At 67.2% G+C, this 26,982-nt stretch carries 23 protein-coding genes and 4 tRNA genes; 19 read left to right on the top strand and 8 right to left on the bottom strand.

The annotated features are described in order from the left end of the window. The first annotated feature begins 213 nt into the window (after positions 1 to 213). From EJI01_RS02890 to EJI01_RS02875, 4 genes are all read left to right on the top strand, one after another. Positions 214 to 1,197, top strand: a complete 984-nt coding sequence (locus EJI01_RS02890) for a branched-chain amino acid ABC transporter permease (protein WP_126835583.1) — start codon at positions 214 to 216, stop codon at positions 1,195 to 1,197. Positions 1,198 to 1,404: 207 nt separating this feature from the next. Beyond that, positions 1,405 to 2,469, top strand: coding sequence for a branched-chain amino acid ABC transporter permease (locus EJI01_RS02885; RefSeq protein WP_126835582.1), 1,065 nt, complete (start codon positions 1,405 to 1,407; stop codon positions 2,467 to 2,469). Continuing rightward, positions 2,466 to 3,341, top strand: coding sequence for an alpha/beta fold hydrolase (locus tag EJI01_RS02880; RefSeq protein WP_126835581.1), 876 nt, complete (start codon positions 2,466 to 2,468; stop codon positions 3,339 to 3,341). The genes EJI01_RS02885 and EJI01_RS02880 overlap by 4 nt, the downstream gene beginning before the upstream one ends. Before the next feature lie 46 nt (positions 3,342 to 3,387). Further along, positions 3,388 to 3,894: a DUF1993 family protein gene (locus EJI01_RS02875; protein ID WP_126835580.1), complete on the top strand. Its 507-nt coding sequence runs from the start codon at positions 3,388 to 3,390 to the stop codon at positions 3,892 to 3,894. A gap of 2 nt (positions 3,895 to 3,896) precedes the next feature. Here EJI01_RS02875 and hemH read toward each other — a convergent pair whose 3' ends face one another. Then, positions 3,897 to 4,928: a ferrochelatase gene (gene hemH / locus EJI01_RS02870; protein WP_126835579.1), complete on the bottom strand. Its 1,032-nt coding sequence runs from the start codon at positions 4,926 to 4,928 to the stop codon at positions 3,897 to 3,899. A 15-nt stretch (positions 4,929 to 4,943) separates the two neighbouring features. Here hemH and EJI01_RS02865 point away from each other — a divergent pair, with 15 nt between their 5' ends. Together EJI01_RS02865 and EJI01_RS02860 are read left to right on the top strand one after the other, a co-directional pair. Further along, entirely contained in the window at positions 4,944 to 5,669 is a 726-nt protein-coding gene (locus EJI01_RS02865; protein WP_126835578.1) for an HAD family hydrolase, read from the top strand. Positions 5,670 to 5,783: 114 nt separating this feature from the next. Continuing rightward, positions 5,784 to 6,245: an SH3 domain-containing protein gene (locus tag EJI01_RS02860; protein WP_126835577.1), complete on the top strand. Its 462-nt coding sequence runs from the start codon at positions 5,784 to 5,786 to the stop codon at positions 6,243 to 6,245. A gap of 3 nt (positions 6,246 to 6,248) precedes the next feature. Here the strand turns inward: EJI01_RS02860 and EJI01_RS02855 are convergent, their stop codons facing one another. The 4 genes from EJI01_RS02855 to EJI01_RS02840 all read right to left on the bottom strand — a co-directional run bounded on the left by EJI01_RS02855 (position 6,249) and on the right by EJI01_RS02840 (position 8,856). Next, the gene (locus EJI01_RS02855; protein WP_126835576.1) at positions 6,249 to 6,731 is read right to left on the bottom strand and encodes a hypothetical protein; all 483 of its coding nucleotides are present in this window, start codon (positions 6,729 to 6,731) and stop codon (positions 6,249 to 6,251) included. Continuing rightward, the gene (locus EJI01_RS02850) at positions 6,731 to 7,411 is read right to left on the bottom strand and encodes a C39 family peptidase (RefSeq protein WP_126835575.1); all 681 of its coding nucleotides are present in this window, start codon (positions 7,409 to 7,411) and stop codon (positions 6,731 to 6,733) included. The genes EJI01_RS02855 and EJI01_RS02850 overlap by 1 nt, the downstream gene beginning before the upstream one ends. Before the next feature lie 10 nt (positions 7,412 to 7,421). After that, a complete protein-coding gene (locus EJI01_RS02845; protein ID WP_126835574.1) occupies positions 7,422 to 7,769 on the bottom strand; it encodes a hypothetical protein in 348 nt (115 codons plus the stop codon). A gap of 82 nt (positions 7,770 to 7,851) precedes the next feature. Continuing rightward, the gene (locus EJI01_RS02840) at positions 7,852 to 8,856 is read right to left on the bottom strand and encodes a hypothetical protein (protein ID WP_126835573.1); all 1,005 of its coding nucleotides are present in this window, start codon (positions 8,854 to 8,856) and stop codon (positions 7,852 to 7,854) included. Positions 8,857 to 9,417: 561 nt separating this feature from the next. Between EJI01_RS02840 and EJI01_RS02835 the strand changes: the two genes are divergently transcribed. Both EJI01_RS02835 and EJI01_RS02830 read left to right on the top strand, forming a co-directional pair. Further along, the gene (locus tag EJI01_RS02835; protein WP_126835572.1) at positions 9,418 to 10,719 is read left to right on the top strand and encodes a transporter; all 1,302 of its coding nucleotides are present in this window, start codon (positions 9,418 to 9,420) and stop codon (positions 10,717 to 10,719) included. A gap of 12 nt (positions 10,720 to 10,731) precedes the next feature. Then, positions 10,732 to 12,162 carry a sigma-54 interaction domain-containing protein gene (locus tag EJI01_RS02830; protein WP_126835571.1) on the top strand — a complete coding sequence of 477 codons (1,431 nt, stop codon included), beginning with the start codon at positions 10,732 to 10,734 and terminating at the stop codon, positions 12,160 to 12,162. On the opposite strand, the gene hpnE is transcribed toward EJI01_RS02830, so the two are convergent. From hpnE to hpnC, 3 genes are read right to left on the bottom strand one after another with little or no spacing between them, the layout of a single operon-like run. After that, positions 12,078 to 13,352, bottom strand: a complete 1,275-nt coding sequence (gene hpnE / locus EJI01_RS02825; RefSeq protein WP_126835570.1) for a hydroxysqualene dehydroxylase HpnE — start codon at positions 13,350 to 13,352, stop codon at positions 12,078 to 12,080. The two genes, EJI01_RS02830 and hpnE, sit on opposite strands and share 85 nt — an antisense overlap. Then, positions 13,349 to 14,188: a presqualene diphosphate synthase HpnD gene (gene hpnD / locus EJI01_RS02820; RefSeq protein WP_126835569.1), complete on the bottom strand. Its 840-nt coding sequence runs from the start codon at positions 14,186 to 14,188 to the stop codon at positions 13,349 to 13,351. The genes hpnE and hpnD overlap by 4 nt, the downstream gene beginning before the upstream one ends. After that, positions 14,185 to 15,099: a squalene synthase HpnC gene (hpnC, locus tag EJI01_RS02815; RefSeq protein ID WP_260602282.1), complete on the bottom strand. Its 915-nt coding sequence runs from the start codon at positions 15,097 to 15,099 to the stop codon at positions 14,185 to 14,187. The genes hpnD and hpnC overlap by 4 nt, the downstream gene beginning before the upstream one ends. Before the next feature lie 167 nt (positions 15,100 to 15,266). On the opposite strand from hpnC, the gene EJI01_RS02810 reads away from it, so the two are divergent. From EJI01_RS02810 to EJI01_RS02760, 11 genes are all read left to right on the top strand, one after another. Further along, positions 15,267 to 16,433 carry an efflux RND transporter periplasmic adaptor subunit gene (locus EJI01_RS02810; protein ID WP_126835567.1) on the top strand — a complete coding sequence of 389 codons (1,167 nt, stop codon included), beginning with the start codon at positions 15,267 to 15,269 and terminating at the stop codon, positions 16,431 to 16,433. A 10-nt stretch (positions 16,434 to 16,443) separates the two neighbouring features. After that, a complete protein-coding gene (locus tag EJI01_RS02805; RefSeq protein WP_126835566.1) occupies positions 16,444 to 19,617 on the top strand; it encodes an efflux RND transporter permease subunit in 3,174 nt (1,057 codons plus the stop codon). Between the two features lie 111 nt (positions 19,618 to 19,728). Next, positions 19,729 to 19,815 (top strand) — tRNA-Leu (locus tag EJI01_RS02800). Between the two features lie 28 nt (positions 19,816 to 19,843). Then, the gene (gene tig / locus EJI01_RS02795; protein WP_126835565.1) at positions 19,844 to 21,157 is read left to right on the top strand and encodes a trigger factor; all 1,314 of its coding nucleotides are present in this window, start codon (positions 19,844 to 19,846) and stop codon (positions 21,155 to 21,157) included. A gap of 95 nt (positions 21,158 to 21,252) precedes the next feature. Beyond that, complete coding sequence (gene clpP, locus EJI01_RS02790; protein WP_126835564.1) at positions 21,253 to 21,861, top strand: ATP-dependent Clp endopeptidase proteolytic subunit ClpP; 609 nt, start codon at positions 21,253 to 21,255, stop codon at positions 21,859 to 21,861. 138 nt (positions 21,862 to 21,999) lie between these two features. Continuing rightward, on the top strand, positions 22,000 to 23,265 hold the full coding sequence (gene clpX / locus EJI01_RS02785) for an ATP-dependent Clp protease ATP-binding subunit ClpX (RefSeq protein ID WP_126835563.1): 1,266 nt from the start codon (positions 22,000 to 22,002) through the stop codon (positions 23,263 to 23,265). A gap of 123 nt (positions 23,266 to 23,388) precedes the next feature. Continuing rightward, on the top strand, positions 23,389 to 25,830 hold the full coding sequence (gene lon, locus EJI01_RS02780; RefSeq protein ID WP_126835562.1) for an endopeptidase La: 2,442 nt from the start codon (positions 23,389 to 23,391) through the stop codon (positions 25,828 to 25,830). 54 nt (positions 25,831 to 25,884) lie between these two features. Then, positions 25,885 to 25,960 (top strand) — tRNA-Gly (locus EJI01_RS02775). A 55-nt stretch (positions 25,961 to 26,015) separates the two neighbouring features. Next, a tRNA-Cys gene (locus EJI01_RS02770) sits at positions 26,016 to 26,089 on the top strand. A gap of 86 nt (positions 26,090 to 26,175) precedes the next feature. After that, positions 26,176 to 26,268, top strand: a tRNA-Leu gene (locus tag EJI01_RS02765). A gap of 22 nt (positions 26,269 to 26,290) precedes the next feature. Next, positions 26,291 to 26,923 carry a DUF6806 family protein gene (locus tag EJI01_RS02760; RefSeq protein WP_126835561.1) on the top strand — a complete coding sequence of 211 codons (633 nt, stop codon included), beginning with the start codon at positions 26,291 to 26,293 and terminating at the stop codon, positions 26,921 to 26,923. The last annotated feature ends 59 nt before the right edge of the window (positions 26,924 to 26,982 follow it).

Here is a 26,982-nt window from a genome sequence, read left to right as displayed (position 1 = left end):
GGGCAGCGCAGCACACGAAGTGGCAAGCGTGGGGGGCACTATGAGCGCCGCGCCGGGCCGCCCCAAGCAAGCTCGCGCCCCCTCCGGGGGGCAGCGCAGCACACGAAGTGGCAAGCATGGGGGCACTATGAGCGCCGCGCCGGGCCGCCCCAAGCAAGCTCGCGCCCCCTCGGGAGGCAGCGCAGCACACGAAGTGGCAAGCGTGGGGGCACTATGAAACTCGAATTCGACTGGAAGCCGATGGCGCTGGTGCCGGTGATCGCGCTGATCGCGCTGCCCTTGACGGGTTCCGTCTCGACCTGGCTCACGCTCACCGTCGCCGGCCTTGCGATGGGCATGATCATCTTCATCATCGCCTCGGGCCTGACGCTCATCTTCGGCCTGATGGACGTGCTCAACTTCGGCCACGGCGTGTTCATCGCGCTCGGCGCCTTCGTGGCGAGCAGCGTGCTCGGCGGCATGAGCGACTGGACCGGCTCGCAGGAACTGTGGCGCAACCTGGTGGCCGTGTTCCCCGCGATGCTGGTCGCGATGACGGTGGCCGGCGCAGTCGGCCTGGCCTTCGAGCGCTTCATCGTGCGGCCGGTCTACGGCCAGCACCTGAAGCAGATCCTCATCACCATGGGCGGCCTGATCATCGGCGAAGAGCTGATCAAGGTGATCTGGGGCCCGGGCCAGCTGCCGCTGCCGCTGCCCGAAGCGCTGCGCGGCTCGCTGCTGGTGGGCGATGCGGCGATCAGCAAGTACCGCATCCTCGCGGTGGCGGTCGGCGTTTTCGTCTTCGGGCTGCTGGCGTGGACGCTGGGGCGGACCAAGATCGGCTTGCTGATCCGCGCCGGCGTGCAGGACCGCGAGATGGTCGAGTCGCTCGGCTATCGCATCGGCCGGCTGTTCGTCGGCGTGTTCGTGGTCGGCAGCGCGCTCGCGGGCCTGGGCGGCGTGATGTGGGGCCTGTTCCAGCAGAACCTGATTCCGCAGATGGGTGCACAGGTCAACGTACTGATCTTCATCGTGATCATCATCGGCGGCCTGGGGTCGACCACCGGCGCATTGATCGGCGCCTTGCTGGTGGGCCTTCTTACCAACTACACCGGCTTCCTGCTGCCCGTGATGACGCAGTTCGCGAGCATCGCGCTGATGGTGGCGGTGCTGCTGTGGCGGCCGCAGGGCGTGTACCCGGTGGCCAGCAGCCGATGAAAGTTCACCCCCAGGCTTGCCCACTTCGTGTGGCCGCCAAACGCGCCGCGGCACGGAGGCCTTGGCCCTTCAGGCCGTCCAAGCCTGCGCAGGCAGGCTTGGAGCCGCGGCCTTCAGCCTTCACCGGGGGCAACACCAGCGGCCCGGCAAAGCCGGTTCCGCGGTGTTCCCCGTATGGCACGGTAGGCGGCCAATGTCAGGATGCGCATGATTTCTAGACTTCTCTCCAACGATCTGCCGCGCAGTCGCGTGCTCGCGGTGCTGCTGGTCCTGCTGGTGCTCGGCCTGGCCTTCGCGCCCTTCATCTTCCCGGGCGTCAAAGCGCTGAGCGTTGCTGCCAAGGTGCTGGTGTTCATCGTGCTGGTCGCGAGCTTCGACCTGCTCCTGGGCTATACCGGCATCGTGAGCTTCGCGCACACGATGTTCTTCGGCATCGGCGCCTACGGCATCGCGATCTCGGCGACGCGGCTCGGGCCCGGCTGGGGCACCGTGCTGCTCGGACTGGGCGCGGCGCTCGCGGTTTCGCTGGTGCTGTCGCTCGCGATCGGGCTGTTCTCGCTGCGGGTGCGCGCGATCTTCTTCGCGATGATCACGCTCGCGGTGGCCTCGGCATTCCAGACGCTGGCTTCGCAGCTGTCGGACTTCACCGGCGGCGAGGATGGCCTGACCTTCAAGCTGCCCGAGCTGATCTCGCCGAGCTTCGAGTTCGCCGAAGAACCTTTCCTCGGCGTCTCCCTCGACGGGCGGCTTCTCTGCTACTACCTGCTGTTCGTGACGACCGTGGCGCTGGTGCTGGCGCTGCTGCGCATCGTGAACTCGCCTTTCGGCCGCGTGCTGCAGGCGATCCGCGAGAACGAGTTCCGCGCCGAGGCGATCGGCTACCGCGTGGTGGTCTACCGCACGACGGCCTCTGTGCTGTCGGCCCTGTTCGCGACGCTGGCCGGCGCCATGCTCGCGATCTGGCTGCGCTACAACGGCCCCGACACCTCGCTCAGCTTCGAGATCATGGTCGACGTGCTGCTCATCGTCGTGATCGGCGGCATGGGCACGCTCTACGGTGCGGCCGTGGGCGCGGTGCTCTTCGTGGTCGCGCAGAGCTACCTGCAGGACCTGCTGCGCATCGGCAGCGAGGCCGCGAGCGGTGCGCCGTGGCTGGCGGCGCTGCTGTCGCCCGACCGCTGGCTGCTGTGGCTGGGCGTGCTGTTCGTGCTCTCGGTCTACTACTTCCCGACCGGCATCGTGGGCCGGCTTCGCGCGAGGGCCCTCCGATGAACGCTCCGACCTCGAACTACCTTCAGATCGCCGGCCGCGAGATCCACTGGATGGATTGGGGCGAGCAGGGCGGTCCCGTGGTGATCGCATGGCACGGCCTCGCCCGCACCGCCCGCGACATGGACGAACTGGCCGCGAACTTCGCCGAACGCGGCTTCCGCGTGATCTGCCCCGACACCATCGGCCGCGGCCTGAGCCAGTGGAGCCCGATGCCGGACGACGAATACCAGCTGTCCTTCTATGCGCGGCTGGCGACCGGCCTGTGCGACGCGCTCTCGCTCGAGCGCGTGCACTGGGTCGGCACCTCGATGGGCGGCGCCATCGGGATGGTCTGCGCCGGAGGCCTCCTGGAGCCGCGCATGAAGCCGCGCATCGCGAGCCTTGTGCTCAACGACACGGCGCCGCAGATCGCGCAGGCCGCGGTCGAACGCATCCGTTCCTACGCGGGCCAGCCGCCGGCCTTCGACACCGTGGCCGAGCTCGAGGCCTTCTTCCGCACGGTCTACAGGCCCTACGGCTGGCTCAGCGACGCGCAATGGCGCCGGCTCACCGAGACTTCCACGCGCCGGCTGCCCGACGGCCGCGTCACGCCGCACTACGACCCGGCCATGGTGCGGCAGTTCGTCGCCCATCCGGAGGACTACCTGCTCTGGTCGCACTACGACGCCATCGAGGTCCCTGTGCTGTGCCTGCGTGGCGCAGAGTCGGACCTTGTGCTGCCCGCTACGCTCGACGAGATGCGGCGCCGCGGACCCGGCGCGGCGGGGCGCCTTGAGATCATCGAAGTGCCGGGCTGCGGCCACGCGCCGGCGCTCAATGTGCCGGAACATCTGGCGCCGATCGAGGCCTTTGTGCGCGCCGCCGGCACGTAATTGGCGCAATGGCCACAATCGGCCGCTGCATCAATCCGGAGCTCTCATGGCGCTTTCCCTCTACGACATCTCGATCCCGGTGTTCATCCGCGGGCTCGGCCAGCTTTCGCATCTGCTGGACAAGGGCCTCGCGCACGCGCAGGCCACGGGCATCGACGCGGCGACGCTCGTCGATGCGCGGCTCGCACCTGACATGCTGACCTTGGCCGGACAGATCCAGCGGGCCAGCGACGCCTCCAAGCTCGGCGCCGCGCGGCTGGCGGCGATCACCGCGCCCAGCTTTCCCGATATCGAGAAGACCTGGGACGAATTGCAGGCGCGCATCGCCAAGACGATCGACTTCCTGAACGGCGTCGACCGCGCCCAGATCGACGGCTTCGAGGAACGGTCCGTCTCGATGAAGGTCGGCGGCAGCGAGCTGGAGTTCACGAGCCAGCGTTACCTGCTGCAGTTCGCGCTGCCCAACTTCTTCTTTCACGTGACCACGGCCTACGACGTGCTGCGGCACAGCGGCGTGCCGATCGGCAAGCGCGACTACCTGGGACGTTTCTGAACTCAGGCTGAGCGGGTCGGCCAGCCGGCGAGGTGACGCTCCGCGATCGCCGCCAGCGCCGTGATCCACGCGTTGCTGTCGTTGAGGCAGGGGATGTAGTGGAATTCCTTCCCGCCCGCGTGCAGGAAGGCCTCCCGGCCTTCCATCGCGATCTCTTCCAGCGTCTCCAGGCAGTCGGCCGGAAAGCCGGGGCACATCACGTCGATACGCGCGACGCCCGCCGCACCCATCTCGCGCAGGCTCGGCTCGGTGTACGGCTCGAGCCACTTCGCGCGGCCGAAGCGCGACTGGAAAGTGACGCGGTATTGCGAAGACGCAAGCTGCAGCCGCTCGGCCAGGAGGCGCGCGGTCGCAAGGCATTGCGCCTGGTACGGATCGCCCTGGCGGATATTGCGCTCCGGAATGCCGTGGAAGCTCATCAGCAGCTGGTCGGGCCGGCCATGGTCCTTCCAGTAGCGCAACGCGCTCTGGGCCAAGGCCTCGATGTAGAGCGGCTCGTCGTGGTACTGGTTGACGAAACGGAACTCCGGCAGGCGGCGCACGCGTGCGCTCCAAGCATTGACGGCATCGATCACGCTCGCCGTGGTGGTGGCCGAATACTGGGGATAGGCCTGCAGCACCAGTACGCGGGTCGCGCCTTCCGCCTTGAGCGTGTCGAGCTGCGCGGCGATCGAGGGGCTGCCGTAGCGCATGGCCTCGCGCACCGCCACGCGGTGGCCGCGCTCGCCGAGCCAGCCGGCCAGGAGCTTCGCCTGCTTCTGCGTCCAGACCTTGAGCGGCGAGCCTTCGGGCGTCCAGATGCTGGCGTACTTGGCGGCCGACTTGGCCGGCCGCGTGCGCAGGATGATGCCGTGCAGGATCAGCGCCCACAGAGCCCGCGGAATCTCGACCACGCGCGGGTCGCCGAGGAAGTCGGCGAGGTAGGGACGCACCGCGGCGGCGGTGGGCTCGTCGGGCGAGCCGAGGTTGCACCAGAGCACGGCGGTGCGCTCCTGGTTCGTTTCGACGGCAGGAGCTTCGGGGCGAAAAGGCATGCGCTATTCTCGGTCATGGCCTTGGCGACCCCCGACTCCCTGACCCTCGACGTGAAGCGCATCGCGGCGATTTCGCTCGACCTCGACGACACGCTCTGGCCGATCTGGCCCACCATCGAACGCGCCGAGCGCGTGCTCTACGAATGGCTGGTGCGCGAGGCGCCGCAGACTGCGAACCTGCTGGTGACGCCCGGCGTCTTGCGCGAACTGCGCGAGGCCACGGCCAAGGAGCGTTCCGATCTCGCGCACGACCTGAGCGCCCTGCGGCGCGAATCGATACGCACGGCGCTCCGGCGCGCGGGCGAAGACCCGGCGCTGGCCGATCCGGCCTTCGATGTCTTCTTCGCCGAGCGCCAGCGCGTGAAGCTCTACGACGACGCCTTGCCCGCGCTCAAGTGGCTCAGCGAACGCTATCCGCTGGTGGCCGTTTCCAACGGCAATGCCGACATCCACCTGGCCGGCGTGGGGCGCTGGTTCCGTACCGCCTTCAACGCGCGCGAGTTCGGCAGCGGCAAGCCGCATGCGCCGATCTTCCGCGCCGCAGCGGCTTCGGTCGGGCTGCTGCCCAAGGACGTGCTGCACGTGGGCGACGATGCAGCGCTCGACGTGGTGGGTGCGCTCGATGCCGGCATGCAGGCTGCCTGGCTGGTGCGCGACGAGCGGCCCTGGGAGCACGGCGCGCGGCCGCAGCTGATCGTGCCGAACCTGCATGCGCTGTGCATGGCGCTCGACACCGCCTAGCGATTTCCCGTATCGATTCGACGGAACTTCTGCGGCGCAGCAGGCCCTGAAGGGCTGGTCGCGCGAATGCGGCCGCGCTTGTTCAACCTGTCTCCCTCGAAAGGATTTCGACGAATGATCGACACACGCCGCCTGAGCGCATCTCTTCTTGCCTTCCTACTGCTCGTATCGTCGATCCTGCCGACGGCGGCCCATGCGCGGGAGATGGTCAGCGCGGCGCGCGCCGAGATCAATATGCGCACCGGCCCTGGCCCGCGCCACGAAGTCGCCTGGGTCGTGAGCCGCGGCTATCCGCTCCAGGTGCTGGGGCGCAAGGGCCGCTGGCTCAGGGTGCGCGATTTCGAGAACGACCGGGGCTGGGTGCTTCGCTCGCACACCGGCCGCAGGCCTCATCACATCGTGACCGCGCGCGTCGCCAACCTGCGCGGCAAGCCGGGCACCGGCGCCCGCGTGGTCGGCAAGGCCCGCTACGGCGACGTGCTGCGCACGCTGGAGCGCCGCGGCGACTGGGTGAAGGTGCGCCACGAGCGCGGCACCACCGGCTGGGTGGCGCGCCGCCTGGTCTGGGGCTGGTAGGACTCAGCGCGGTGCAGCCGAACGGGTCAGCGCCTCGTTCAGCGTGTTCTGGATGTTCAGGTTCTTGATCATGCCCATCGCGTTGCTGCGGGCGTCGATCACGGTCTGGTTCACGATGTGCTGGTTGTTCAGCGTGTTCTGAATGATGGTGCCTGCGCCCGTCGACACGACGTCCGGAGCGACGCTGTTGCCCGGCCCGGTCTGCACCAGGTTCAGCGCCGTCATCTGCTGATTGAGCTGCGCAGCCTGGGCCGGCGTCAGCTCGGACAACCGGCCGAAATTGAGCGTGGTCTGAGTGACCAGGTCGCCGTTGATGTAGACGGCACGCGTGATGCCGAAGCTGACCAGGAGGCCGCCCCCCACGTCGAAGCCGCCGCGCAGGCCGTCGAGCGTCCGCTCGCTCACGGCCTCCCACACCGCGTCGGCCTGCGCCGGCAGGCACAGGGCCAGGCCGAGCAGGGCGCAGAGCAGGCGGGCGGCGCGCATCAGAACTCTCCCGGTCCCATCTTGGGCAGCGTGATGTGGGACAGGCCTTCCCGGCTGACGCCGCCGCCCAGCGGTGCACGCGGCGCCACGCGCCAATCGGCCGCCAGGTTGAAGCGCGCCGACTCCATCCGGTTGTGAACCACGAACAGCAGGTTGTTCTTCCAGATGGCCTCGAAGGTCTTGCGCGGCAGCGCGCGCGTGCCTTGCGCCGGGTCGCCGATCAGCACCCGGTCGGCCTGCACGCCCTTGACCACCACGAAATGGTGATAGCCGTTCTCGTTGATCAGCACGATGGCGGGCACGCGGGCCTCGTTGAGCTTGTCCAGCGGCTGCTCGAAGCCGTCGGCCTCGAAGCCGTGCGCGGCCAGGTAGCGCTTCATGTCGAGCAGCGAGAAGCCTTCGGTGTGGATCTTCTTCTTGTCGCCGCGGGCGTACATCTCCTCGAACACCATCTGTTCCGTGACCGGGTAGCCGTAGTGGTGCGTGAGCAGCGTGGCGAGCGCCGCCGAGCCGCAGCTGAAGTCGTACTTCTGCAGCAGCGTGCCGGCCAGGCGCGCCTGCCGCATGCTGACGACCGGCATGATCACGTCGCCCGTGCCCATGGACGGCAGGTGCGCCAGCTGGCCCGGCGCTGCGCTGGCCGCTGCGATCAGCGAGATGAAGAGCAACAGGCCGCGCATGGCGTCCCCGTCAGTTCATCTGCAGGTGAAGGATCACGGCGTTCTGGATCAGCACGTTCGCGCCGGTGTTCTGGATCACGACCGGCAGGCCGCTCATGTTGGCGAAGGATCCTGAACTGATGGCGTTGCTGCCCGTGTTGACGTTGCGGGCCGTGTTGTCGGCCGTGACCCCGCTCAGCTCCATGTCGTTGTGCACCAGCTGATTGCCGCCGCGTTGGCTGGCCAGCACCGCCGAGTCGACGGGATTGGAGAAGGCCAGCGAGCCGCTCGGCACTACCGATGTTTGCGCGCTGGCGCCCTGCGCCAGCATGAACGTCGCGACCAGGCCGACGGAGCCGAAGAGTGCTATCGATCTCATGTGTCTCTCCGGTGAGCGAGCCGGCATCGCCGCGCTGCCTGCATGCGCTGCAGGCGGCACGGCGAGTGCGAGCTCTAGGGGGCTACCGTCCCACGGCCAGGTTGGCCTGCACGTTCACGCTTTGCTGGACCAGCGACGAGAAGCCGCTGTTCTGGTTCGCGAGCATGATGCCGGCCGCCGACTGTCCGACGCTGGTCATGGTGTTGGACATGTTGAAGGTCCCGGCAGTAACGGTGTTGGTGCCGCCGGCACCGCCGCTGCCGCCTTCGCCCACACCGCCCGTGCCGCCGTTGCCGGTGTTGGTGCCGCCGTTGCCCGCACCACCGGCGCCGCCCGCGCCGCCGCTGCCCGCGGTGTTGTTGCCGTTGCTGGCGCTGCCATTGGTCGCGCTGCCGTTGGTGGCCGCCCCGCCGGCGCCGCCGGTGCCATCGCCTGCCGTGCGCGAACCGCCGTTGGTGCTCGTGGCCGTGCCGCCGTCATCCGCAACCACGATGCCGCTTGCATTGAAGCCATTCGCGCCGCCTCCGTCGCCGTTGCCGCCCGTGCCCGCAGTGGCGCTGCCGTTGGTCGCGCTGCCATGGTTGATGGCGCCGTTGGAGGCGTTGCCGCCGGTCGCACCAACCGCACCGTTGCCGCCGGTGCCGGTGCCGGAGGCCGAGCCGCCGCGGCCAACGCCGCCGTAGCCGCCGTTGCCGGTGCCGCCCGCGGCGGAGCCGGTGTTGTAGGCCTGGTTGCCGATGTTGTAGACGCTGTTGCCCGTCACCACGCCGGTCAGGTTGCTGGTGGCGGTCGCCTTCGTCACATTGAAGGCATTGCTGAAGGTTCCGGTGGAGCCGTTGTTGAGCGCGGCGGAGCGTGCAGCGCTGGTGTAGGCATCACCCGAATCCTTGTTGGTGCTGCTGTCGCTGCGTGACGAGGTGCGCGTGCTGGTGCTGGTCCTCGTGCTGGTGGAGGTGCTGGTGTTCGTGCTCGTGTTGTCGCCTTCACCGGTGAGTTGAAGCGCGAGCTGGCCCGTGTCGTTGGCGAACGCCACACCGCTGAACCCGAATGCAACCGTGATGGCCGAAGCCAGAAGTGTCTTCTTCATAGGGTCTCCATTTGTTGACGTGACAAAGCGCGGATGAGTTGCGTCGCCGCAATTCAAGAGACCTCGTGCAACTTCGATGCCAGACGACGGCGGCCCTGCTCTTGTACGACGGAGAAGGCCGTGCAGCTGCCCTGGCCGGGTTCATCTCGCGGCCTCGTGCACGGTCCTCGAGTCGACGATTTGTCACGGCGGCTTGACGGCTGCGCAGGACTGCTCGCACGTGTAGCAGGCGTCCGCCTTGGAAACATTCGCGGCCCGGGCAGGCAATCGGATGCGCTTGCTGTCTCATCCATGTGACGGGCCGCCGAGCCGGCGAGCGAGTTCGATCGCGGCGGTTAGCGTTGTGCGACAAGGCCTTGCGTGGCGCCTCCTTCGATTGAGGTAGCCCATCCGGCCGAGCCTTGAAGTGCCTCAGTTTTGAGACAGCGATAGAGCGCGTATCGTCACCCGGCTGTCACCATTACTTTTGTTTTCAACTTGCACCTTGCCACACTTTGAAAGATGCGTTTACGCTGGCGCGCGACATTCAACCCCCGAGCCAACAACAAGGGAGGTGGAGAGATGGAGACATCGCGGCAGCACAGGGCGCTTGCGCTCCTTGCGTGTTCTTCCCTGGCGTGGTCGGGCGCGGTTGCGCAGGCCCAAGGCACATCGCCCGCCAGGGGCGCGGCCAAGCGCATGGAAGCGCTGCAGCAGCAGTTGACGGAGCAGGGACGCCAGATCGAGGTGCTGCGGCAACAGGCGCAGGAGCAGGAGGCCCGATACCGCGAACTGCAGGAGCGCCTGCAGACCCAGGAGGCGCGCAGCGCGCCACCCCCGGAAAGCAAGCCCGCGGCGACCGAGGTTGCCGACACCGGCCCGCGTCCGGTGCGCGTGGGCGTGGCACCCAGCAGCAGCGATGCGTCCGCGGTGCCGGAAGTGGCGCCGATCTTCGACCAGCCCGGCATCCTCACGCCGCGCGGCAAATATGTGATCGAGCCCTCGCTGCAGTACGCCTACTCGTCGAACAACCGCGTCGCGCTGGTGGGCTACACGGTGATCCCCGCGCTGCTGATCGGCCTGGTCGACGTGCGCGAGGTCAAGCGCAACACGCTGACCGCCGCGCTCGCCGGCCGCTGGGGCATCACCAACCGGCTGGAACTGGAAGCGAAGCTTCCCTACGTCTATCGCTCCGATTCCACCATCAGCCGCGAGATCTTCACCGGCTCCGCGAATGAACGGGTGTTCGATACCAGTGGCCGGTCGGTCGGCGACATCGAGCTCGCGGCGCGCTACCAGCTGAACGAGGGCAAGGGCAACTGGCCCTACATGATCGGCTCGCTGCGCTTCAAGACCCGCACCGGCAAGGACCCGTTCGAGGTGGTGACCGACTGCGTCACGCGCTGTATCGGCAACACGACCGGAACCGGCCTGCCGCTGGACCTGCCGACGGGCTCGGGTTTCTATTCGCTGCAGACCGGGCTGACCTGGCTGCTGCCCACCGACCCGGCGGTGTTCTTCGGCAGCTTCACATACACGCACAACTTCGGCCGCGACAACCTGAGCCGCCTGGTGCTGAACGGCGAACGCGAGTTCATCGGGTCGGTCAAGCCGGGCAATATCTTCGGCGTGAACTTCGGCATGGGCCTGGCGCTCAACGAGCGCTCGTCCTTCAGCGTCGGGGTGGAGCTCAATTCCATCGGCAAGACCAAGCAGAACGGCATGCCGGTCGTGACCTCGGTGCGCACACAGCTGGGATCGCTCAATTTGGGCTACTCGTACCGGGTCAGCGACAAGACCGCGGTGAACGTGACCGTGGGTGCCGGGTTGACGCGGGACACGCCCGATCTCACATTGACGGTCAGGGTGCCGATGTCGTTCTGATCCGAGTTCGCCATGCAGCTTCGAACCCTTCTGTACGTGGCGCTGGGCGGCGACGCGGGCGGCGTCAAGGCGCACTTGCTCGCCCGCGGCTGGGAGCTCATGCAGGCGACCGACCTGGCGGCGGCGAATCGCATCCAGGCGCACCGCCATCTGCCGGTCGGCCTGCTGATCGTCGGCGACGCGCTGACGGTGCCGGAGGCGGCGATCGAGGCCTGCGTCAATGCATCGCACGGCATGGAGTGGGTGGCCGTGTGCGAGGCGCAGGCGCTGGAGTCGCCCGGTTTCCGCGAACTGGTTCTCGGCTGCTTCTTCCACCATCAGGTCCTGCCGCTCGACGGGCATGAGCTGGAGCGGGTGCTCGACCATGCCTGCCAGCGCGCCATGCTGCGGCGCCGGCACAAGACCCACACGCACGTGGCGGATGCCATGGGCATGGTCGGCCAGGGGCCCGCCATCACGCGGCTGCGCCAGCAGATCCGCAGGGTGGCAGCGACGGATGCTCCGGTGCTGATCGGCGGCGAAAGCGGCAGCGGCAAGGAACTCGCCGCACGCGCCATTCACCAATGCTCGCTGCGCTCGGCCGGGCCCTTCGTGGCCGTCAACTGCGGCGCCATCTCGCCCTCGCTGATCCAGTCCGAGCTGTTCGGCCACGAAAAGGGCGCGTTCACCGGCGCATCGTCGGAGCGGCGCGGGCTGATCGAGGCTGCCAACGGCGGCACGGTGTTCCTCGACGAGATCGGCGATCTGCCGCTGGAGCTGCAGACCAACCTTCTGCGCTTCCTGCAGGAAAAGACGATCCAGCGCGTCGGCGGCGTGCGCAGCCTACAGGTCGACGTGCGCGTGCTGGCGGCTTCGCACGTGGACCTGGCCGAAGCGGTGGCGGTGGGCCAGTTCCGCGACGACCTGTTCTACCGCCTGAACGTGCTGTCGATCGAGGTGACACCGCTGCGCCGCCGCATGGAGGACGTGCCGATCCTCGCGGAGTACTTCTTCCAGCGCTGCGCGGGCAAGAGCAAGACCCGCGTGAAAGGCTTCAGCCGGCAGGCGCTGGGGGCCCTGATGGCGCATGGCTGGCCCGGCAATGTGCGCGAGCTGTACAACCGCGTGCAGCGTGCGGTCGTGATGAGCGAGCAGCGGCTGATCGGGCCGGCCGACCTCGGCCTCGCCGCGGTCGAGACGCCGGTGGGGATGGGCCTGGATACGGCCCGCACCATGGCCGAGCGCGATGCGATCTGCCTCACGCTGACGCGTGTCGGACGCAACGTCACGCACGCGGCGCGCGAGCTCGGCGTGTCGCGCATGACGCTGTACCGCTTGATGGACAAGCACAGCATCGCGCTGAGCGCGCCGCAGGGCCCTTACGTGGAGCCGCAGCCGGCGGCCGCCGTGCGGCCGCTGCGTACCGCGCCTTCGATCGTCGCGGGATACGGACCTTCGACATAGTCGCCGCAGGCCAGCAGGCCCCGCGCCACCTGGGCCCGGGGCCGCACCAGCGCCGGCGTGCAGGCGAAGGTGGCGCGGCGCTCCACCACGGTCTGCACCGGCTGCAAGCCGGCCAGACCGAGTTGCTCGCGGGCTTGCGCAAGCACCTGCTGCTGCAAGGTCTCGCGTTCGTCGTTGCTGGCGCTGACCACGAAAGCCAGCAGGCCGCGCGGTCCGCCGAGCTGGCCGCGATCGAAGACGAACTGCGCCGGCGTGCGCGCGCCCGCACGCAGCGCCAGAATCGGTGCGCTCAAGGCGATGCCGCCTGCCATGTAGAGGGTCGCGATGCTTTCGTGCTGCAGCGCCCGGGCCGTTTGCGACCAGGCCGATGCCTCGGGCAGCGCCGCGCTCGCGGCGAGGCGCGCGGCCTCCCACGGCGGGCAGGCGAGCACCACCCGGTCGAAGCCTTCTCCATCGAGCTGCCAGCCCGCCGGTCCGTGGGCGATGGCCTGCACGCGCGTGCCACTGCGCAGCTGGGCGCCGTGCTGCGCGAGCCAGCGCGTCGCGGCATCCGGGAACAGCGCGCCGAGGTCGACGCGCGGCAGCAGCAGGTCGGCGCCGCCGCGCTCGGCGAACAGGGCGTCGTTCAGCACGCGCAAGAAAACTTCACCGCTCGCGCGCCCGGTCGGCGTGTTGAGCGCCGAGACGCACAGCGGCTCGATCAGTTCGGCGATGACGCGCGGCGTCAGCGCTGCGCAGAGTGCGGCCACCGATGTGCGGGGGTCGCAGCGGAAGCCGTCGCGGCGCCAGCGCCATGCGGTGCGCACCAGCGCGGCCTTGTCGTGCCAGGACCAGCCGCGCGCACCCAGGATGCCGGCCAGCAGGTCCAGCGGCGGCGGGCCGTGCGGCACCTGCAGCCCGCCGCCGTCGGCGAAGCGCAGCGTGAGCGGCATGCGATGCAGCACGGCGCCGGGATCGACGCCGAGCTCGCGCATCAGCGACAGCGTGGCGCTGTAGGCGCCGATCATGATGTGCTGGCCGTTGTCCAGCATGACCGGCTGGCCGTCGGGCATCTGTGCCGGCAGGGCGCGCGCGCGGCCGCCGAGGGTGCGTGCGGCTTCGAACAGCACGACGACGTGGCCGGCGCGCGTCGCGTCGATGGCGCAGGCCAGGCCGGCCCAGCCCGCGCCGATGACGGCAATGCGGCTCACAGCTTTCCGAGTGCCTGGACTCGCCAGGCCAGCCACAGCTTGCGCACCGGCGTCAGGCTCACGCGCTGGTGCAGCACCTGGAAGTCGTCGCGCTCGATCTCGCGCAGCAGGGTGCGGTAGATGCTGGCCATCATCAGGCCGGGCTTCTGGGTGCGGAGGTCGGCCGCGGGGAGCAGGGCGAGCGCCTCGTCGTAGGCCGCATGCGCGCGCTCGGCCTGGAACTTCATGAGCGCGACGAAGCGCTCGGAGTGCAGGCGGTTCAGGATCTCGTGCGCCTTGACGTCGAACTGCTGCAGCTCGCTGACCGGCAGGTAGATGCGTCCGCGCAGCGCGTCCTCGCCGACGTCGCGAATGATGTTGGTCAGCTGCAGCGCCAGGCCCAGCTTGTGGGCGTAGGCGGTGGTCTGCGCGTCGGTCTGGCCGAAGATGCGCGCCGCGCCTTCGCCCACCACGCCGGCCACCAGGTGGCAATAGCGCTTCAGGGCCTGGAAATCGAGGTAGCGGGTCTGGTCCAGGTCCATCTGGCAGCCGTCGATCACCTCGTGCAGCTGGCGCTCCTCGATGCCGTAGACCGCCGCGTGCGGCATCAGCGCCTGCATCGCCGGATGGTGCGGCTGGCCCGCGAAGGACTGGGCGACCTCGGTGCGCCACCAGGCCAGCTTGGTCGCCGCGACGCCGGGATCGCTGACCTCGTCGACCACATCATCGATCTCGCGGCAGAAGGCGTAGAAGGCCGTGATGGCGGCGCGTCGCGGCTTCGGCAGGAACAGGAAGGCGTAATAGAAGCTGCTGCCCGAGGCGGCAGCCTTGTCCTGGACGTACTGCTCGGGCGTCATCGTGGAAAACTCTTCATCGCGGGGGATTGTCTCCGCATCCGGAGTGCGCGCCAGGCGAGCAGCGCGGCATCCGACTTGCCGATGGTCGGACGCCGCGAAAAACTGTCGCAGCCCAGCGCCTCGATCTTGTCGAGGATGCGAAGCCCGCCTTGCACGACCAAGCGCAGCTCCCAGCCGGCGCGGCCCGGCAAGCGGTGCACCAGCGGTGCGCCTTCGTTCATCAGCGCACGCGCCCAGGCCACCTCGTCGGCAATCAATGCGATGGCGGCCGGCGGCGGCGCGGCGGCGCCGAGCGGCCTGAAGTCTTCGAAGTCGCTCGCCGTGAGGCCATGCGCTGCGCTGTCGGCGTGCGGCAGGTAGAAGCGGCCGCGCGGCAGGTCGACGCTCAGGTCCTGCCAGAAGTTGATGAGCTGCAACGCGCTGCAGATGGCGTCGCTCTGGGCGAGCGCACGCGCATCGTCCACGCCGTACAGGTGCAGCAGCAGGCGGCCGATCGGGTTGGCCGAGCGGCGGCAGTAGTCGAGCAGCTCGGGGCGGTCGGCATAGCCGCGGCCGTCGCGCGTCTTCTCGATGTCCTGCATGAAGGCGGAGAGCAGGTCGGCCAGGAGCGGCTCGGGCAGCGCGAAGCTGCGCATGGCATGTGCGAGCGGAGCGAAGACCTCGGGCCAGCGCGCCGAGCTCGCCGCGCCGCGGGCGGCCGCGGCGAGCTCGGCGCGAAAGGCGCGCAGGTCGTCGAGCCGCTCGGCCGCGCCGGCCTCGCCCTCGTCGGCGATGTCGTCGGCCGTGCGCGCGAAACCGTAGATCGCGGCGATGGGCGCCCGCAGATGCGGCGGGCACAGCCAGGAGGCGACCGGAAAATTCTCGTAGTGCGTCGGCGCAGGCGCGGCGACCGGGTGGGGAGGGGAGGACACGCGCCGGATTGTCGTGTACCGCGCAGCACCATCGTGACATCCCCTGGGCCTGCCTTGGGGCGGCCGGGGCGGCCCGGGGCGGCCGTGATTGACACAGGTTCTCGTTTACCCTAGATTACTAACCGGCTGGTCATTAATGACTCCGTTCGTCTTTTCTAGGGTGCTCCATGACCTTGTCCGTCCCGACCGTCTACCGTTCCGCCAGCCTGCTGCTGCTTGCCGCCCTCGCGCTTGCCGGCTGTTCCCGACCGCCGGCTCCGGAGGAGCCCCTGCGCGCCGTCAAGGTGATGACGGTGGGCACCAGCGCCTATGGCACCGAGGCCGAGTTCTCGGCCGAGGTCCGGGCCCGCGTCGAGTCCCGGCTCGGCTTCCGGGTGGCAGGCAAGATCACGCGCCGCCAGGCCGAACTCGGCCAGCATGTGCGGGCCGGACAGGTGCTGGCGCAGCTCGATCCGCAGGACTATCGGCTGGCCGCCGACGCCGCCCGTGCGCAGCAGGCCGCGGCCCTGACCAACCGCGACCTGGCCGAGGCGGACCTCAAGCGCTACCGCGGCTTGCGCGAGCAGAACTTCATCAGCGCCGCCGAGCTGGAGCGGCGCGAAAGCACCTACAAGGCCGCGCAGGCGCAGCTCGAGCAGGCGCAGGCGCAGCTCGCATCGCAAGGCAACCAGGCCAACTACACGACGCTGGTGGCCGATGTGCCGGGCATCATCACGGCGATCGAGGCCGAGCCGGGCCAGGTGGTGTCGGCCGGCACGCCGGTGGTGCGCATCGCACAGGACGGCGCGCGCGACGTGGTGTTCGCGGTGCCGGAAGACCGCGCCGCGCTGATCAAGCCGGGGTCGGCCGTCACGGTGCGCGGCTGGGCGGGCGGCGCCGAGTTGGAAGGCAAGGTGCGCGAAGTGGCGGCCAGTGCCGACGCGGTGACGCGCACCTACAGCGTCAAGGTTGCGATCGACGCCGCCACCGCGCCCGCACTCGGTGCCACCGTCTATGCGCGGCCGCAGGCGCTGTCGCGCACCGGCACTCCGGTGCTCAAGCTGCCGACCAGCGCCCTGCGCCAGGAAGGCCAGGGCAGCGCGGTCTGGGTGCTCGACAAGAGCAGCATGACAGTGCGCTCGCAGCCGGTGCAGGTGGCCACGGCGGACGGCAACGAAGCGGTGATCGCTGCCGGCATCACGCCGGGCACGACGGTGGTGGTCGCGGGCGTGCACGTGCTGTCGCCGGGCCAGAAGGTCTCGCTCTACAGGGAGAAGACGGCCGCGCCGGCCAATCCGCTGCGCGAGGCCGTCAACGTGCAGGCGCCAGCGGCGGCTCCGGTTGCCGCCCGCTGAGGACGCCGCCATGACGCAGCAGACCGCAGCTGCCGGCAAGGCCGGCTTCAATCTCTCGAAGTGGGCGCTCGAGCACGCCGCGCTCACCCGCTACCTGATGCTGGTGCTGATGGTGCTCGGCTTCGCGGCCTACTTCCAGCTCGGCCAGGACGAGGATCCGCCCTTCACCTTCCGGGCGATGGTGGTGCGCACCTACTGGCCGGGCGCGACCGCGCAGCAGGTGGCAGAGCAGGTGACCGACAAGCTCGAGCGCGCGCTGCAGGAGGCGCCCTACGCCGACAAGATCCGCAGCTATTCGAAGCCCGGCGAGTCGCAGATCATTTTCCAGATCAAGGATTCGTCGCGGCCGGGCGATGTCGCGAACGTCTGGTACACGGTGCGCAAGAAGATCGGCGATATGCGCGGTACCCTGCCGGCCGGCATCCAGGGGCCCTTCTTCAACGACGACTTCGGCGACGTGTACGGCGTGATCTACGCGCTGGAGAGCGACGGCTTCAGCTACGCCGAGCTCAAGACCTTTGCCGACGACGTGCGTCAGCAGCTGCTGCGTGTGAAGGACGTGGCCAAGGTCGAGCAATTCGGCGTCCAGGACGAGAAGGTCTTCATCGAGGTGTCTCAGAAGCGCGTGGCGCAGCTGGGGCTCGACTTCAACTCGGTTCTGGCGCAGATCGGATCGCAGAACGCGATCGAGAGCGCCGGCACGATCCAGTCGCCGCAGGACGTGGTGCAGGTGCGCGTAGGCGGCCAGTTCACGAGCGTGGAGCAGCTGCGCGCGATGCCGATCCGCGGCAGCTCGGGCAACCAGATGCGGCTCGGCGACATCGCGGAGATACGGCGCGCCTACGTCGATCCGCCGGCGGTCAAGGTGCGGCACCAGGGCAAGGAGGTCATCGCGCTCGGCGTATCGATGGGCAAGGGCGGCGACATCATTGCGCTCGGCAAGGCGCTGCGCGTCGCCACGGCCGAGATCGACAGGCGGCTACCGGCCGGCGTGACTCTGGCGCAGGTGCAGAACCAGCCGGTGGCGGTTTCCAACTCGGTCAACGAGTTCGTGAGCGTGCTGATCGAGGCGGTAGCGATCGTCCTGGCAGTGAGCTTCATCGCGCTCGGCCTGCACAAGGGCGGGCGCTTCGGCTGGTACATCGACATTCGGCCCGGGCTGGTGGTGGCGATCACCATTCCGCTGGTGCTGGCCGTGACCTTCCTGGCGATGAACTACTTCGGCATCGGGCTGCACAAGATCTCGCTCGGCTCGCTGATCATCGCGCTGGGCCTGCTGGTGGACGACGCGATCATCGCGGTCGAGATGATGGTGCGGAAGATGGAGGAGGGCTACGACAAGGTGCGCGCCGCCACCTTCGCCTACGACGTCACCGCCAAGCCGATGCTGACCGGCACCTTGATCACGGCCGCAGGCTTCCTGCCGATCGGCCTCGCGAAGTCGGTGACCGGCGAGTACACCTTCGCGATCTTCGCGGTGACGGTGATCGCGCTGGTGCTGAGCTGGGTCGTCTCCGTGTACTTCGTGCCCTACCTCGGTACCTTGCTGCTCAAGGTGAAGCCTCATGATCCCGACGCGCCGCCGCACGAGCTCTTCGATACGCCCTTCTACAACACCTTCCGGCGCACCGTGAACTGGTGCGTCGAGCATCGCTGGCTGACCATCGGCGCCACCTTGCTGATCTTCGCTTTAGGCATCGTCGGCATGGGCAAGGTGCAGCAGCAGTTCTTCCCCGATTCCAGCCGGCCCGAGATCATGGTCGACCTGTGGTTCCCCGAAGGCACCTCCTTCGCCGCCAACGAAGAGGTGGCCAAGCGGGTCGAGCAGCGGCTGCTGAAGGAAGAGGGCGTCACCAGCGTCAGCACCTGGGTCGGCTCCGGCGTGCCGCGCTTCTACCTGCCGCTCGACCAGGTGTTCCCGCAGACCAACGTGTCGCAGCTGATCCTGCTGGCCAGGGACCTGAAGTACCGCGAGACGCTGCGCCTCAAGCTGCCCGCCTTGCTGGCGGAGGAGTTCCCCGAGGTGCGCGGCCGCGTGAAGCTGCTGCCGAACGGCCCGCCCGTTGCTTACCCGGTCCAGTTCCGCGTGATCGGCACCGAGCCGCAGCGATTGCGCATCCACGCCGACGAGGTCAAGGCCGTGATGCGCGAGAACGCCAACATGCGCGGCGTCAACGACAACTGGAACGAGTCGGTCAAAGTGATCAAGCTCGAGATCGACCAGGACAAGGCGCGTGCGCTCGGCGTCACCAGCCAGGCCATCGCGCAGGCCTCGCGCACCATGTTCAGCGGCACCACCGTCGGCCAGTACCGCGAGAACGATCTGCTGATCGACATCGTGCTGCGGCAGTCGCCCGACGAGCGCGAGGCGATCTCGGACATCGGCAATGCCTACCTGCCGACGAGCTCGGGTCGCTCGATCCCGCTGACCCAGATCGCGCGGCCGGTGTTCAGCTGGGAGCCGGGCGTGATGTGGCGCGAGAACCGCGACTACGCGATCACCGTCCAGGGCGACATCATCGAAGGGCTGCAGGGCGCGACCGTCACCGAGCAGCTGCTGCCGGCGCTGCGCAAGCTCGAAGCGAAGTGGCACGCCGATGGCGAGGGCGCCTATCGCATCGAGGTCGCTGGGGCGGTGGAGGAGAGCAGCAAGGGCTCCGCCTCGATCGTGACCGGCGTGCCGATCATGCTGTTCCTGGTCTTCACGCTGCTGATGCTGCAACTGCACAGCTTCAGCCGCTCGATGCTGGTGTTCATCACCGGCCCGATGGGCATCGCCGGCGTGGCGGGTGCGCTGCTGGTGCTGAACCGGCCCTTCGGCTTCGTGGCGCTCCTGGGCGTGATCGCGCTGATGGGGATGATCCAGCGCAACGCCGTGATCCTGATCGACCAGATCGAAAGCGACCGCGAAGCCGGCGTGCCGACCTGGAACGCGATCGTCGAGTCGGCGGTGCGGCGCCTGCGACCCATCGTGCTGACCGCCGCGGCGGCCGTGCTGGCGATGATCCCGCTGTCGCGCAGCGTGTTCTGGGGACCCATGGCGGTGGCAATCATGGGCGGGCTCATCGTGGCCACCGTGCTCACGCTGCTGGCGCTGCCGGCGATGTACGCAGCCTGGTTCCGCGTCAAGCGCGAAGAGCCCGACCCGGCCGGCGAGGCCGAAGAGGCCCTGGTTCGCGCTTAAAATACGCGGTTGACCGATTTCAGGCAGGAGGCCTCACAGGCCGCCCGCCGCGAATGACCGAAGGCGGCCTCAGGGCCGCCTTCGGTATTCATCACCTGAAAAACTGGAACCGCGCGGGTGGCGAAATTGGTAGACGCACCAGGTTTAGGTCCTGACGTTCGCAAGAACGTGCCGGTTCGAGTCCGGCCCCGCGCACCAGCACAAGACCCTCTCAAGGAAGACACAAATGACCGTGAACGTTGAAACCCTCGACAAGCTCGAACGCAAGATCACGCTGACCTTGCCGGTCGGCACTATCCAGTCCGAGGTCGATTCGCGCCTCAAGAAGCTGGCCCGCACCGTCAAGATGGACGGCTTCCGTCCGGGCAAGGTGCCGATGAACGTCGTGGCCCAGCGCTACGGCTACTCGGTCCACTACGAAGTCATGAACGACAAGGTCGGCGAGGCCTTCTCGCAGGCGGCCAACGAGGCCAAGCTGCGCGTGGCCGGCCAGCCGCGCATCACCGAGAAGGAAGAATCGCCCGAGGGCCAGCTCGCGTTCGACGCGGTGTTCGAGGTCTTCCCGGACGTCAAGATCAACGACCTAGCCAACGCCGAAGTCGAGAAGCTCAGCGCCGAAGTGGGCGAGGACGCGATCGACAAGACGCTCGAGATCCTGCGCAAGCAGCGCCGCACCTTCGCGCAGCGCCCGCAGGACGCGGCCGTGCAGGACGGCGACCGCGTGACGGTCGACTTCGAAGGCAAGATCGAAGGCGAGACCTTCCAGGGCGGCAAGGCCGACGACTTTCAGTTCATCGTCGGCGAAGGCCAGATGCTCAAGGAGTTCGAAGATGCAGTGCGCGGCCTGAAGGCCGGCGACAGCCGCACGTTCCCGCTCTCCTTCCCGGCCGACTACCACGGCAAGGAAGTGGCCGGCAAGCAGGCCGACTTCATGGTCACGGTGAAGAAGATCGAGGCCTCGCACCTGCCCGAAGTCAACGAGCAGCTCGCCAAGTCGCTCGGCATTGCCGACGCCACCGTCGAGGGCCTGCGCGCCGACATCAAGCGCAACCTCGAGCGCGAGGTCAAGTTCCGCCTCCTGGCCCGCAACAAGACCGCGGTGATGGATACGCTGATCGCCAACGCCGAGCTCGATCTGCCTAAGTCCAGCGTGCAGGCCGAAGTCGACCGCATGGTCGAAGGCGCCCGCGCTGAACTCAAGCAGCGCGGCATCAAGGACGCCGACAAGGCCCCGATTCCCGACGACGTGTTCCGCCCGCAGGCCGAGCGCCGCGTGCGCCTGGGCCTGGTGGTGGCCGAACTCGTGCGCGCCAACAACCTGCAGGCCAAGCCCGAGCAGATCAAGGCGCACATCGACGAGCTGGCCGCCAGCTACGAGAAGCCGGCCGACGTGGTGCGCTGGTACTTCGGCGACAACCGCCGCCTGGCGGAAGTCGAGGCGGTCGTGATCGAGAACAACGTCACGGATTTCGTGCTCGGCAAGGCCAAGGTCAACGCCAAGTCGGTGTCCTTCGACGAATTGATGGCCCAGCAGGGCTGATCGTCGGCTCGCCTGCGTTCCCATGAGGCTTGTGCTTTGATGCGCGAGCCCCATTTCGTCTGGGTACAGTACAACCCCTCTCTGGAGAGCAAAACATGAGCGCACAGGAAATTCAGGGCCTCGGCATGATTCCGATGGTCATCGAGCAATCGGGTCGCGGCGAGCGGTCTTACGACATCTATTCGCGGCTGCTCAAGGAGCGGGTGATCTTCCTGGTCGGCGAGGTGAACGACCAGACCGCCAACCTGGTGGTGGCGCAGCTGCTGTTCCTTGAGAGCGAAAACCCGGACAAGGACATTTCGTTCTACATCAATTCCCCGGGCGGCAGCGTGAGCGCCGGCATGGCGATCTACGACACCATGCAGTTCATCAAGCCCGACGTGTCCACCCTGTGCATCGGCTTCGCGGCCAGCATGGGCGCCTTCCTGCTGGCAGCCGGCGAGAAGGGCAAGCGTTTCTCGCTGCCCAACTCCAAGATCATGATCCACCAGGTGCTGGGCGGCGCCCGCGGCCAGGCCACCGACATCGAGATCCATGCCCGCGACATCCTGAAGACGCGCGAGCAGATGAACCGCATCCTGGCCGAGCGCACCGGCCAGGCCTTGGAGAAGATCGCCCGCGATACCGAGCGCGACTACTTCCTGACCGCCGACGAGTCGAAGGAATACGGACTGATCGATCAGGTGATCGCCAAGCGCAGTTGAGGTACCCCGGCGCCGAGGCGCCCAGGCAAAAACGGCGCTTTCCGCACGGAAAGCGCCGTTTTTGTTCCGGTGTTCGCCGGTTCGGGGGACTCCCATCTTCGCTATCATTGTTAAACCCCTGTTACGAGGCACCTGCCCATGGCCGAGAAAAAAGGCTCCTCCAGCGAAAAAACGCTTTATTGCTCGTTCTGCGGGAAGAGCCAGCACGAGGTCAAGAAGCTGATTGCCGGACCGTCGGTTTTCATCTGCGACGAATGCATCGATCTCTGCAACGAGATCATTCGCGATGAGCTGCCCGCCGGTGAAGAGGCGCGCGAGGCGCGCAGCGACCTGCCGACGCCGCTCGAAATCAAGGCCAACCTCGACAACTACGTGATCGGCCAGGAGCCGGCCAAGCGCATGCTGTCGGTCGCGGTCTACAACCACTACAAGCGCCTGCGCCACAAGGACAAGGCCAAGGGCGACGACGTCGAGCTCAGCAAGAGCAACATCCTCCTGATCGGCCCTACGGGCTCGGGCAAGACCCTGCTGGCCCAGACGCTCGCGCGCATGCTCGACGTGCCCTTCGTGATGGCCGACGCCACCACGCTGACCGAAGCCGGCTACGTCGGCGAAGACGTCGAGAACATCATCCAGAAGCTGCTGCAGAGCTGCAACTACGAGGTCGAGCGTGCCCAGCGCGGCATCGTCTACATCGATGAGATCGACAAGATCTCGCGCAAGTCCGACAACCCCTCGATCACGCGCGACGTGTCGGGCGAGGGTGTGCAGCAGGCGCTGCTCAAGCTGATCGAAGGCACCATGGCCAGCGTGCCGCCGCAGGGCGGCCGCAAGCACCCCAACCAGGACTTCCTGCAGATCGACACGACCAACATCCTTTTCATCTGCGGCGGCGCCTTCGCCGGGCTCGAGAAGGTGATCGAAAACCGCACCGAAGCGTCGGGCATCGGCTTCGGCGCCTCGGTCAAGAGCAAGAAGCAGCGCAGCATCACCGAGGTATTCCGCGAGGTCGAGCCCGAAGACCTGATCAAGTTCGGCCTGATTCCAGAGCTCGTCGGCCGCATGCCGGTCGTGGCCTCGCTGGCCGAGCTCAGCGAAGACGCGCTGGTGCAGATCCTGACCGAGCCGAAGAACGCGGTGGTCAAGCAGTTCACCAAGCTGCTGCAGATGGAAGGCGTCGACCTCGAGGTTCGCCCGGCCGCGCTCAAGGCCATCGCACGCAAGGCGCTGGCCCGCAAGACCGGCGCGCGAGGCCTGCGTTCGATCCTGGAGCAATCGCTGATCGACACCATGTTCGAACTGCCGAATGCCACCAACGTCGACAAGGTCGTGGTCGAAGAATCGACAATCGACGAAAACAAGCCACCGCTCCTCGTGTACCGCGAGGCGGCCAAGAAGGCCTGATTGAGTGACCTTCCGGCCGGCTCCTCCGATACCGGCGACCGGCGTCTTCGGCGATTACCGTGCCCGCGGGCTTGAAAAGCGCGCGTGGCCGACCATCTTTCCATGATCAAGTAAAGGATTTCCATGTCCGGTCATACCCCCCTGCCTGCCACCGAACTCGACCTGCCGCTGCTTCCGTTGCGCGATGTGGTCGTCTTCCCCCACATGGTGATTCCGCTGTTCGTCGGCCGCCCGAAAAGCATCAAGGCGCTCGAGCTCGCGATGGAAGCGGAGCGCCGGATCATGCTGGTGGCGCAAAAGGCCGCCGCCAAGGACGAGCCCTCGGTCGAGGACATGTTCGAGGTCGGCTGCGTCTCGACCATCCTGCAGATGCTGAAGCTGCCCGACGGCACGGTCAAAGTGCTGGTGGAAGGCCAGCAGCGCGCGCGCGTCAATCGCATCGACGACGGCGAAACGCACTTCTCGGCCAACGTGACGCCGGTGGAAGTGGTCGAGGCCGCCGCTCAGAAGGGCACCGAGGTCGAGGCGCTGCGCCGCGCTGTGATGCAGCAGTTCGACCAGTACGTGAAGCTCAACAAGAAGATTCCGCCCGAGATCCTGACCTCGATCTCTAGCATCGACGATCCGGGCCGCCTGGCCGACACCATCGCCGCTCACCTGCCGCTCAAGCTCGACAACAAGCAGGCAGTGCTCGACCTGGCCGACATCAAGTCGCGGCTCGAGAACCTGTACGGGCAGCTGGAACGCGAGGTCGACATCCTCAACGTCGACAAGAAGATCCGCGGCCGCGTGAAGCGCCAGATGGAGAAGAACCAGCGCGACTTCTACCTCAACGAGCAGGTCAAGGCGATCCAGAAGGAGCTCGGCGAAGGCGAGGAGGGCGCGGACATCGAGGAGATCGAGAAGAAGATCAAGCTCGCCAAGATGCCCAAGGAAGCGCTCAAGAAGGCCGAGGGCGAATTCAAGAAGCTCAAGCTGATGTCGCCGATGTCGGCCGAGGCGACCGTGGTGCGCAATTACATCGACGTGCTGATCGGCCTGCCGTGGAGCAAGAAGACCAAGATCAAGCACGACCTCGCGCACGCCGAAGAGGTGCTCAACGAAGACCACTACGGGCTCGAGAAGGTCAAGGACCGCATCCTCGAATATCTCGCGGTCCAGCAGCGCGTCGACAAGGTGAAGGCCCCTATCCTGTGCCTGGTCGGCCCGCCGGGCGTGGGCAAGACCTCGCTCGGGCAGTCGATCGCCAAGGCGACCGGCCGCAAGTACACGCGCATGGCGCTGGGCGGCATGCGCGACGAGGCCGAGATCCGCGGCCATCGCCGCACCTACATCGGCGCGCTGCCGGGCAAGGTGCTGTCGAGCTTGAACAAGGTCGGCACGCGCAATCCGCTGTTCCTGCTCGACGAGATCGACAAGCTAGGCACCGACTTCCGCGGCGACCCGTCGAGCGCTCTGTTGGAAGTGCTCGACCCCGAGCAGAACCACACCTTCGGCGACCACTACGTCGAGGTCGACTTCGACCTCTCCGACGTGATGTTCGTCGCCACCTCGAACTCTATGAACATCCCGCCGGCGCTGCTCGACCGGATGGAAGTCATCCGCCTCGCGGGCTACACCGAGGACGAGAAGACGCACATCGCGCTGAAGTACCTGCTGCCCAAGCAGATGAAGAACAACGGCGTGAAGGAGGAAGAACTCCTGATCACCGAAGAGGCTGTGCGCGACATCGTGCGCTACTACACGCGCGAAGCCGGCGTGCGCTCGCTCGAGCGCGAGCTCTCGAAGATCTGCCGCAAGGTGGTCAAGGGGCTGCTGCTCAAGAAGATGACGCCCAAGGTGGTCGTCGAAGGCAAGAACCTGAATGACTTCCTCGGCGTGCGCAAGTACAGCTTCGGCCTGGCCGAAAAGCAGAACCAGGTGGGTCAGGTGGTCGGCCTCGCGTGGACTGAAGTCGGCGGCGACCTGCTGACAATCGAAGCGGTCACCATGCCCGGCAAGGGCGTGATCAGCCGCACCGGTTCGCTCGGCGACGTGATGAAGGAATCGGTCGAGGCCGCGCGTACGGTGGTGCGCAGCCGCGCACGACGCCTAGGCATCAAGGACGAGGTTTTCGAGAAGCGCGACATCCACATCCACGTGCCTGACGGCGCGACGCCGAAGGACGGCCCGAGCGCGGGCGCCGCGATGACCACGGCCTTCGTGTCGGCGCTCACCGGCATCCCGGTGCGCAGCGACGTCGCGATGACCGGCGAGATCACGCTGCGCGGCGAGGTCACGGCCATCGGCGGGCTGAAGGAAAAGCTGCTGGCTGCATTGCGCGGCGGCATCAAGACCGTGCTGATCCCCGAGGAGAATGCAAAGGACCTGCAGGACATTCCCGAGAACGTGAAGAACGGCCTGGAGATCGTGCCCGTGAAGTGGATCGACAAGGTGCTCGAGATCGCGCTCGAAAAGACGCCGACGCCATTGTCCGACGAAGAGGTCGCAGCTTCTGCAGCAGCCGTGGCCGAGCTTGCGAAACAGCGCGGCTCGCAGCCTGCGGAAGGTTCGGTCAAACATTGAGTCGCGAGACTTGCGAGGCCCCGAAAAAATGCTATATAATTCGAGGCTCGAAACGCGGGAATAGCTCAGTTGGTAGAGCGCAACCTTGCCAAGGTTGAGGTCGAGAGTTCGAGACTCTTTTCCCGCTCCAGTTTTGAAAAAGGGAAGCTTCGGGCTTCCCTTTTTTTCGCGAGTTCAAACAGCAGGGCGCGATAGCAAAGCGGTTATGCAACGGATTGCAAATCCGTCTAGCCCGGTTCGACTCCGGGTCGCGCCTCCATCCATATCGATATCGATCCGACAGCCCCACCAACCATCGTTGCCGGGGCTGTTTTTGTTTCGGTTATCGTGCATATCCGCCAGGACGCCCGGATGGTGAAATTGGTAGACACATCGGACTTAAAATCCGCCGCTTCCTGCATAAGGGGCATACCGGTTCGACCCCGGTTCCGGGCACCATCACATACAAGGGAGCAATGACATGCCTCGCTACAACGCTCCGTTCGAAATCCATGTGCACGGCGATGTGCCGCTGCGTTCCGATGTGAGCTTCGAGCAGATCCAGGAAGCGCTGAAGCCGCTGTGGAAATATGCCGGCGCCAAGTCGTTGGCCGATGGCGCGACCAGCGTCTACGAAGAAGAGCCGGGCATCCGCTTCGAGCAGAAGGAGCACATGCTCCAGATCTGCTGGACGGTGGCCGGCGACGAGGATTTCCGCCAGGCACTCGACGAGATGTGCATGGGACTCAACGAACTCGCCGAGCAGGGCGCTGCGCTTGAAGTCACCTTCTACGACACCGACTTCGACGAGGAAGAGGGCGACCCCGACGAAGAGTCGCGCGACGATTTCCTCATGCTGTTCGTGGGCCCGAATCCGGCAGCCATCATGCAGGTGCAGCGCGACCTGCTGGTGGAAGACGTGGTCAACCTCATGGAGCGCCATTTCGACGGCTCCGAGCTCGGCGGCGTGGTGGCAGAAATCGACAAGCTCTTCGGCGACCGCTTCGATGCCTTGGTGAATTCGCTCGAGATCGGCAAGCGTCCGCGCGGTGGCACCGGCGGTCCGGGCTCGGGCGGCCACGGCGGCGGACGCCGCCCGCGCCACCTGCATTAGCGAGTGCGTGCCATGGAGCGGTCAAGCCGCTCCGCTATGCTCGGCGACCTTCTGTTCGA

Source organism: Variovorax sp. MHTC-1, assembly GCF_003984645.1.
In the GTDB taxonomy this organism is placed as follows: Bacteria; Pseudomonadota; Gammaproteobacteria; order Burkholderiales; family Burkholderiaceae_C; genus Variovorax.
The sequence above is the reverse complement of the archived record's forward strand: the minus strand, read 5'-3'. Positions and strand labels throughout refer to the sequence as shown.

Bases quoted from the DNA above. Each gene is read 5' to 3' on its own strand.
- EJI01_RS02890 (WP_126835583.1), top strand. From the start codon at position 214: ATGAAACTCGAATTCGACTGGAAGCCGATGGCGCTGGTGCCGGTGATC.
- EJI01_RS02885 (WP_126835582.1), top strand. From the start codon at position 1,405: ATGATTTCTAGACTTCTCTCCAACGATCTGCCGCGCAGTCGCGTGCTC.
- EJI01_RS02880 (WP_126835581.1), top strand. From the start codon at position 2,466: ATGAACGCTCCGACCTCGAACTACCTTCAGATCGCCGGCCGCGAGATC.
- EJI01_RS02875 (WP_126835580.1), top strand. From the start codon at position 3,388: ATGGCGCTTTCCCTCTACGACATCTCGATCCCGGTGTTCATCCGCGGG.
- hemH (WP_126835579.1), bottom strand. From the start codon at position 4,928: ATGCCTTTTCGCCCCGAAGCTCCTGCCGTCGAAACGAACCAGGAGCGC.
- EJI01_RS02865 (WP_126835578.1), top strand. From the start codon at position 4,944: ATGGCCTTGGCGACCCCCGACTCCCTGACCCTCGACGTGAAGCGCATC.
- EJI01_RS02860 (WP_126835577.1), top strand. From the start codon at position 5,784: ATGATCGACACACGCCGCCTGAGCGCATCTCTTCTTGCCTTCCTACTG.
- EJI01_RS02855 (WP_126835576.1), bottom strand. From the start codon at position 6,731: ATGCGCGCCGCCCGCCTGCTCTGCGCCCTGCTCGGCCTGGCCCTGTGC.
- EJI01_RS02850 (WP_126835575.1), bottom strand. From the start codon at position 7,411: ATGCGCGGCCTGTTGCTCTTCATCTCGCTGATCGCAGCGGCCAGCGCA.
- EJI01_RS02845 (WP_126835574.1), bottom strand. From the start codon at position 7,769: ATGAGATCGATAGCACTCTTCGGCTCCGTCGGCCTGGTCGCGACGTTC.
- EJI01_RS02840 (WP_126835573.1), bottom strand. From the start codon at position 8,856: ATGAAGAAGACACTTCTGGCTTCGGCCATCACGGTTGCATTCGGGTTC.
- EJI01_RS02835 (WP_126835572.1), top strand. From the start codon at position 9,418: ATGGAGACATCGCGGCAGCACAGGGCGCTTGCGCTCCTTGCGTGTTCT.
- EJI01_RS02830 (WP_126835571.1), top strand. From the start codon at position 10,732: ATGCAGCTTCGAACCCTTCTGTACGTGGCGCTGGGCGGCGACGCGGGC.
- hpnD (WP_126835569.1), bottom strand. From the start codon at position 14,188: ATGACGCCCGAGCAGTACGTCCAGGACAAGGCTGCCGCCTCGGGCAGC.
- EJI01_RS02810 (WP_126835567.1), top strand. From the start codon at position 15,267: ATGACCTTGTCCGTCCCGACCGTCTACCGTTCCGCCAGCCTGCTGCTG.
- EJI01_RS02805 (WP_126835566.1), top strand. From the start codon at position 16,444: ATGACGCAGCAGACCGCAGCTGCCGGCAAGGCCGGCTTCAATCTCTCG.
- tig (WP_126835565.1), top strand. From the start codon at position 19,844: ATGACCGTGAACGTTGAAACCCTCGACAAGCTCGAACGCAAGATCACG.
- clpP (WP_126835564.1), top strand. From the start codon at position 21,253: ATGAGCGCACAGGAAATTCAGGGCCTCGGCATGATTCCGATGGTCATC.
- clpX (WP_126835563.1), top strand. From the start codon at position 22,000: ATGGCCGAGAAAAAAGGCTCCTCCAGCGAAAAAACGCTTTATTGCTCG.
- lon (WP_126835562.1), top strand. From the start codon at position 23,389: ATGTCCGGTCATACCCCCCTGCCTGCCACCGAACTCGACCTGCCGCTG.
- EJI01_RS02760 (WP_126835561.1), top strand. From the start codon at position 26,291: ATGCCTCGCTACAACGCTCCGTTCGAAATCCATGTGCACGGCGATGTG.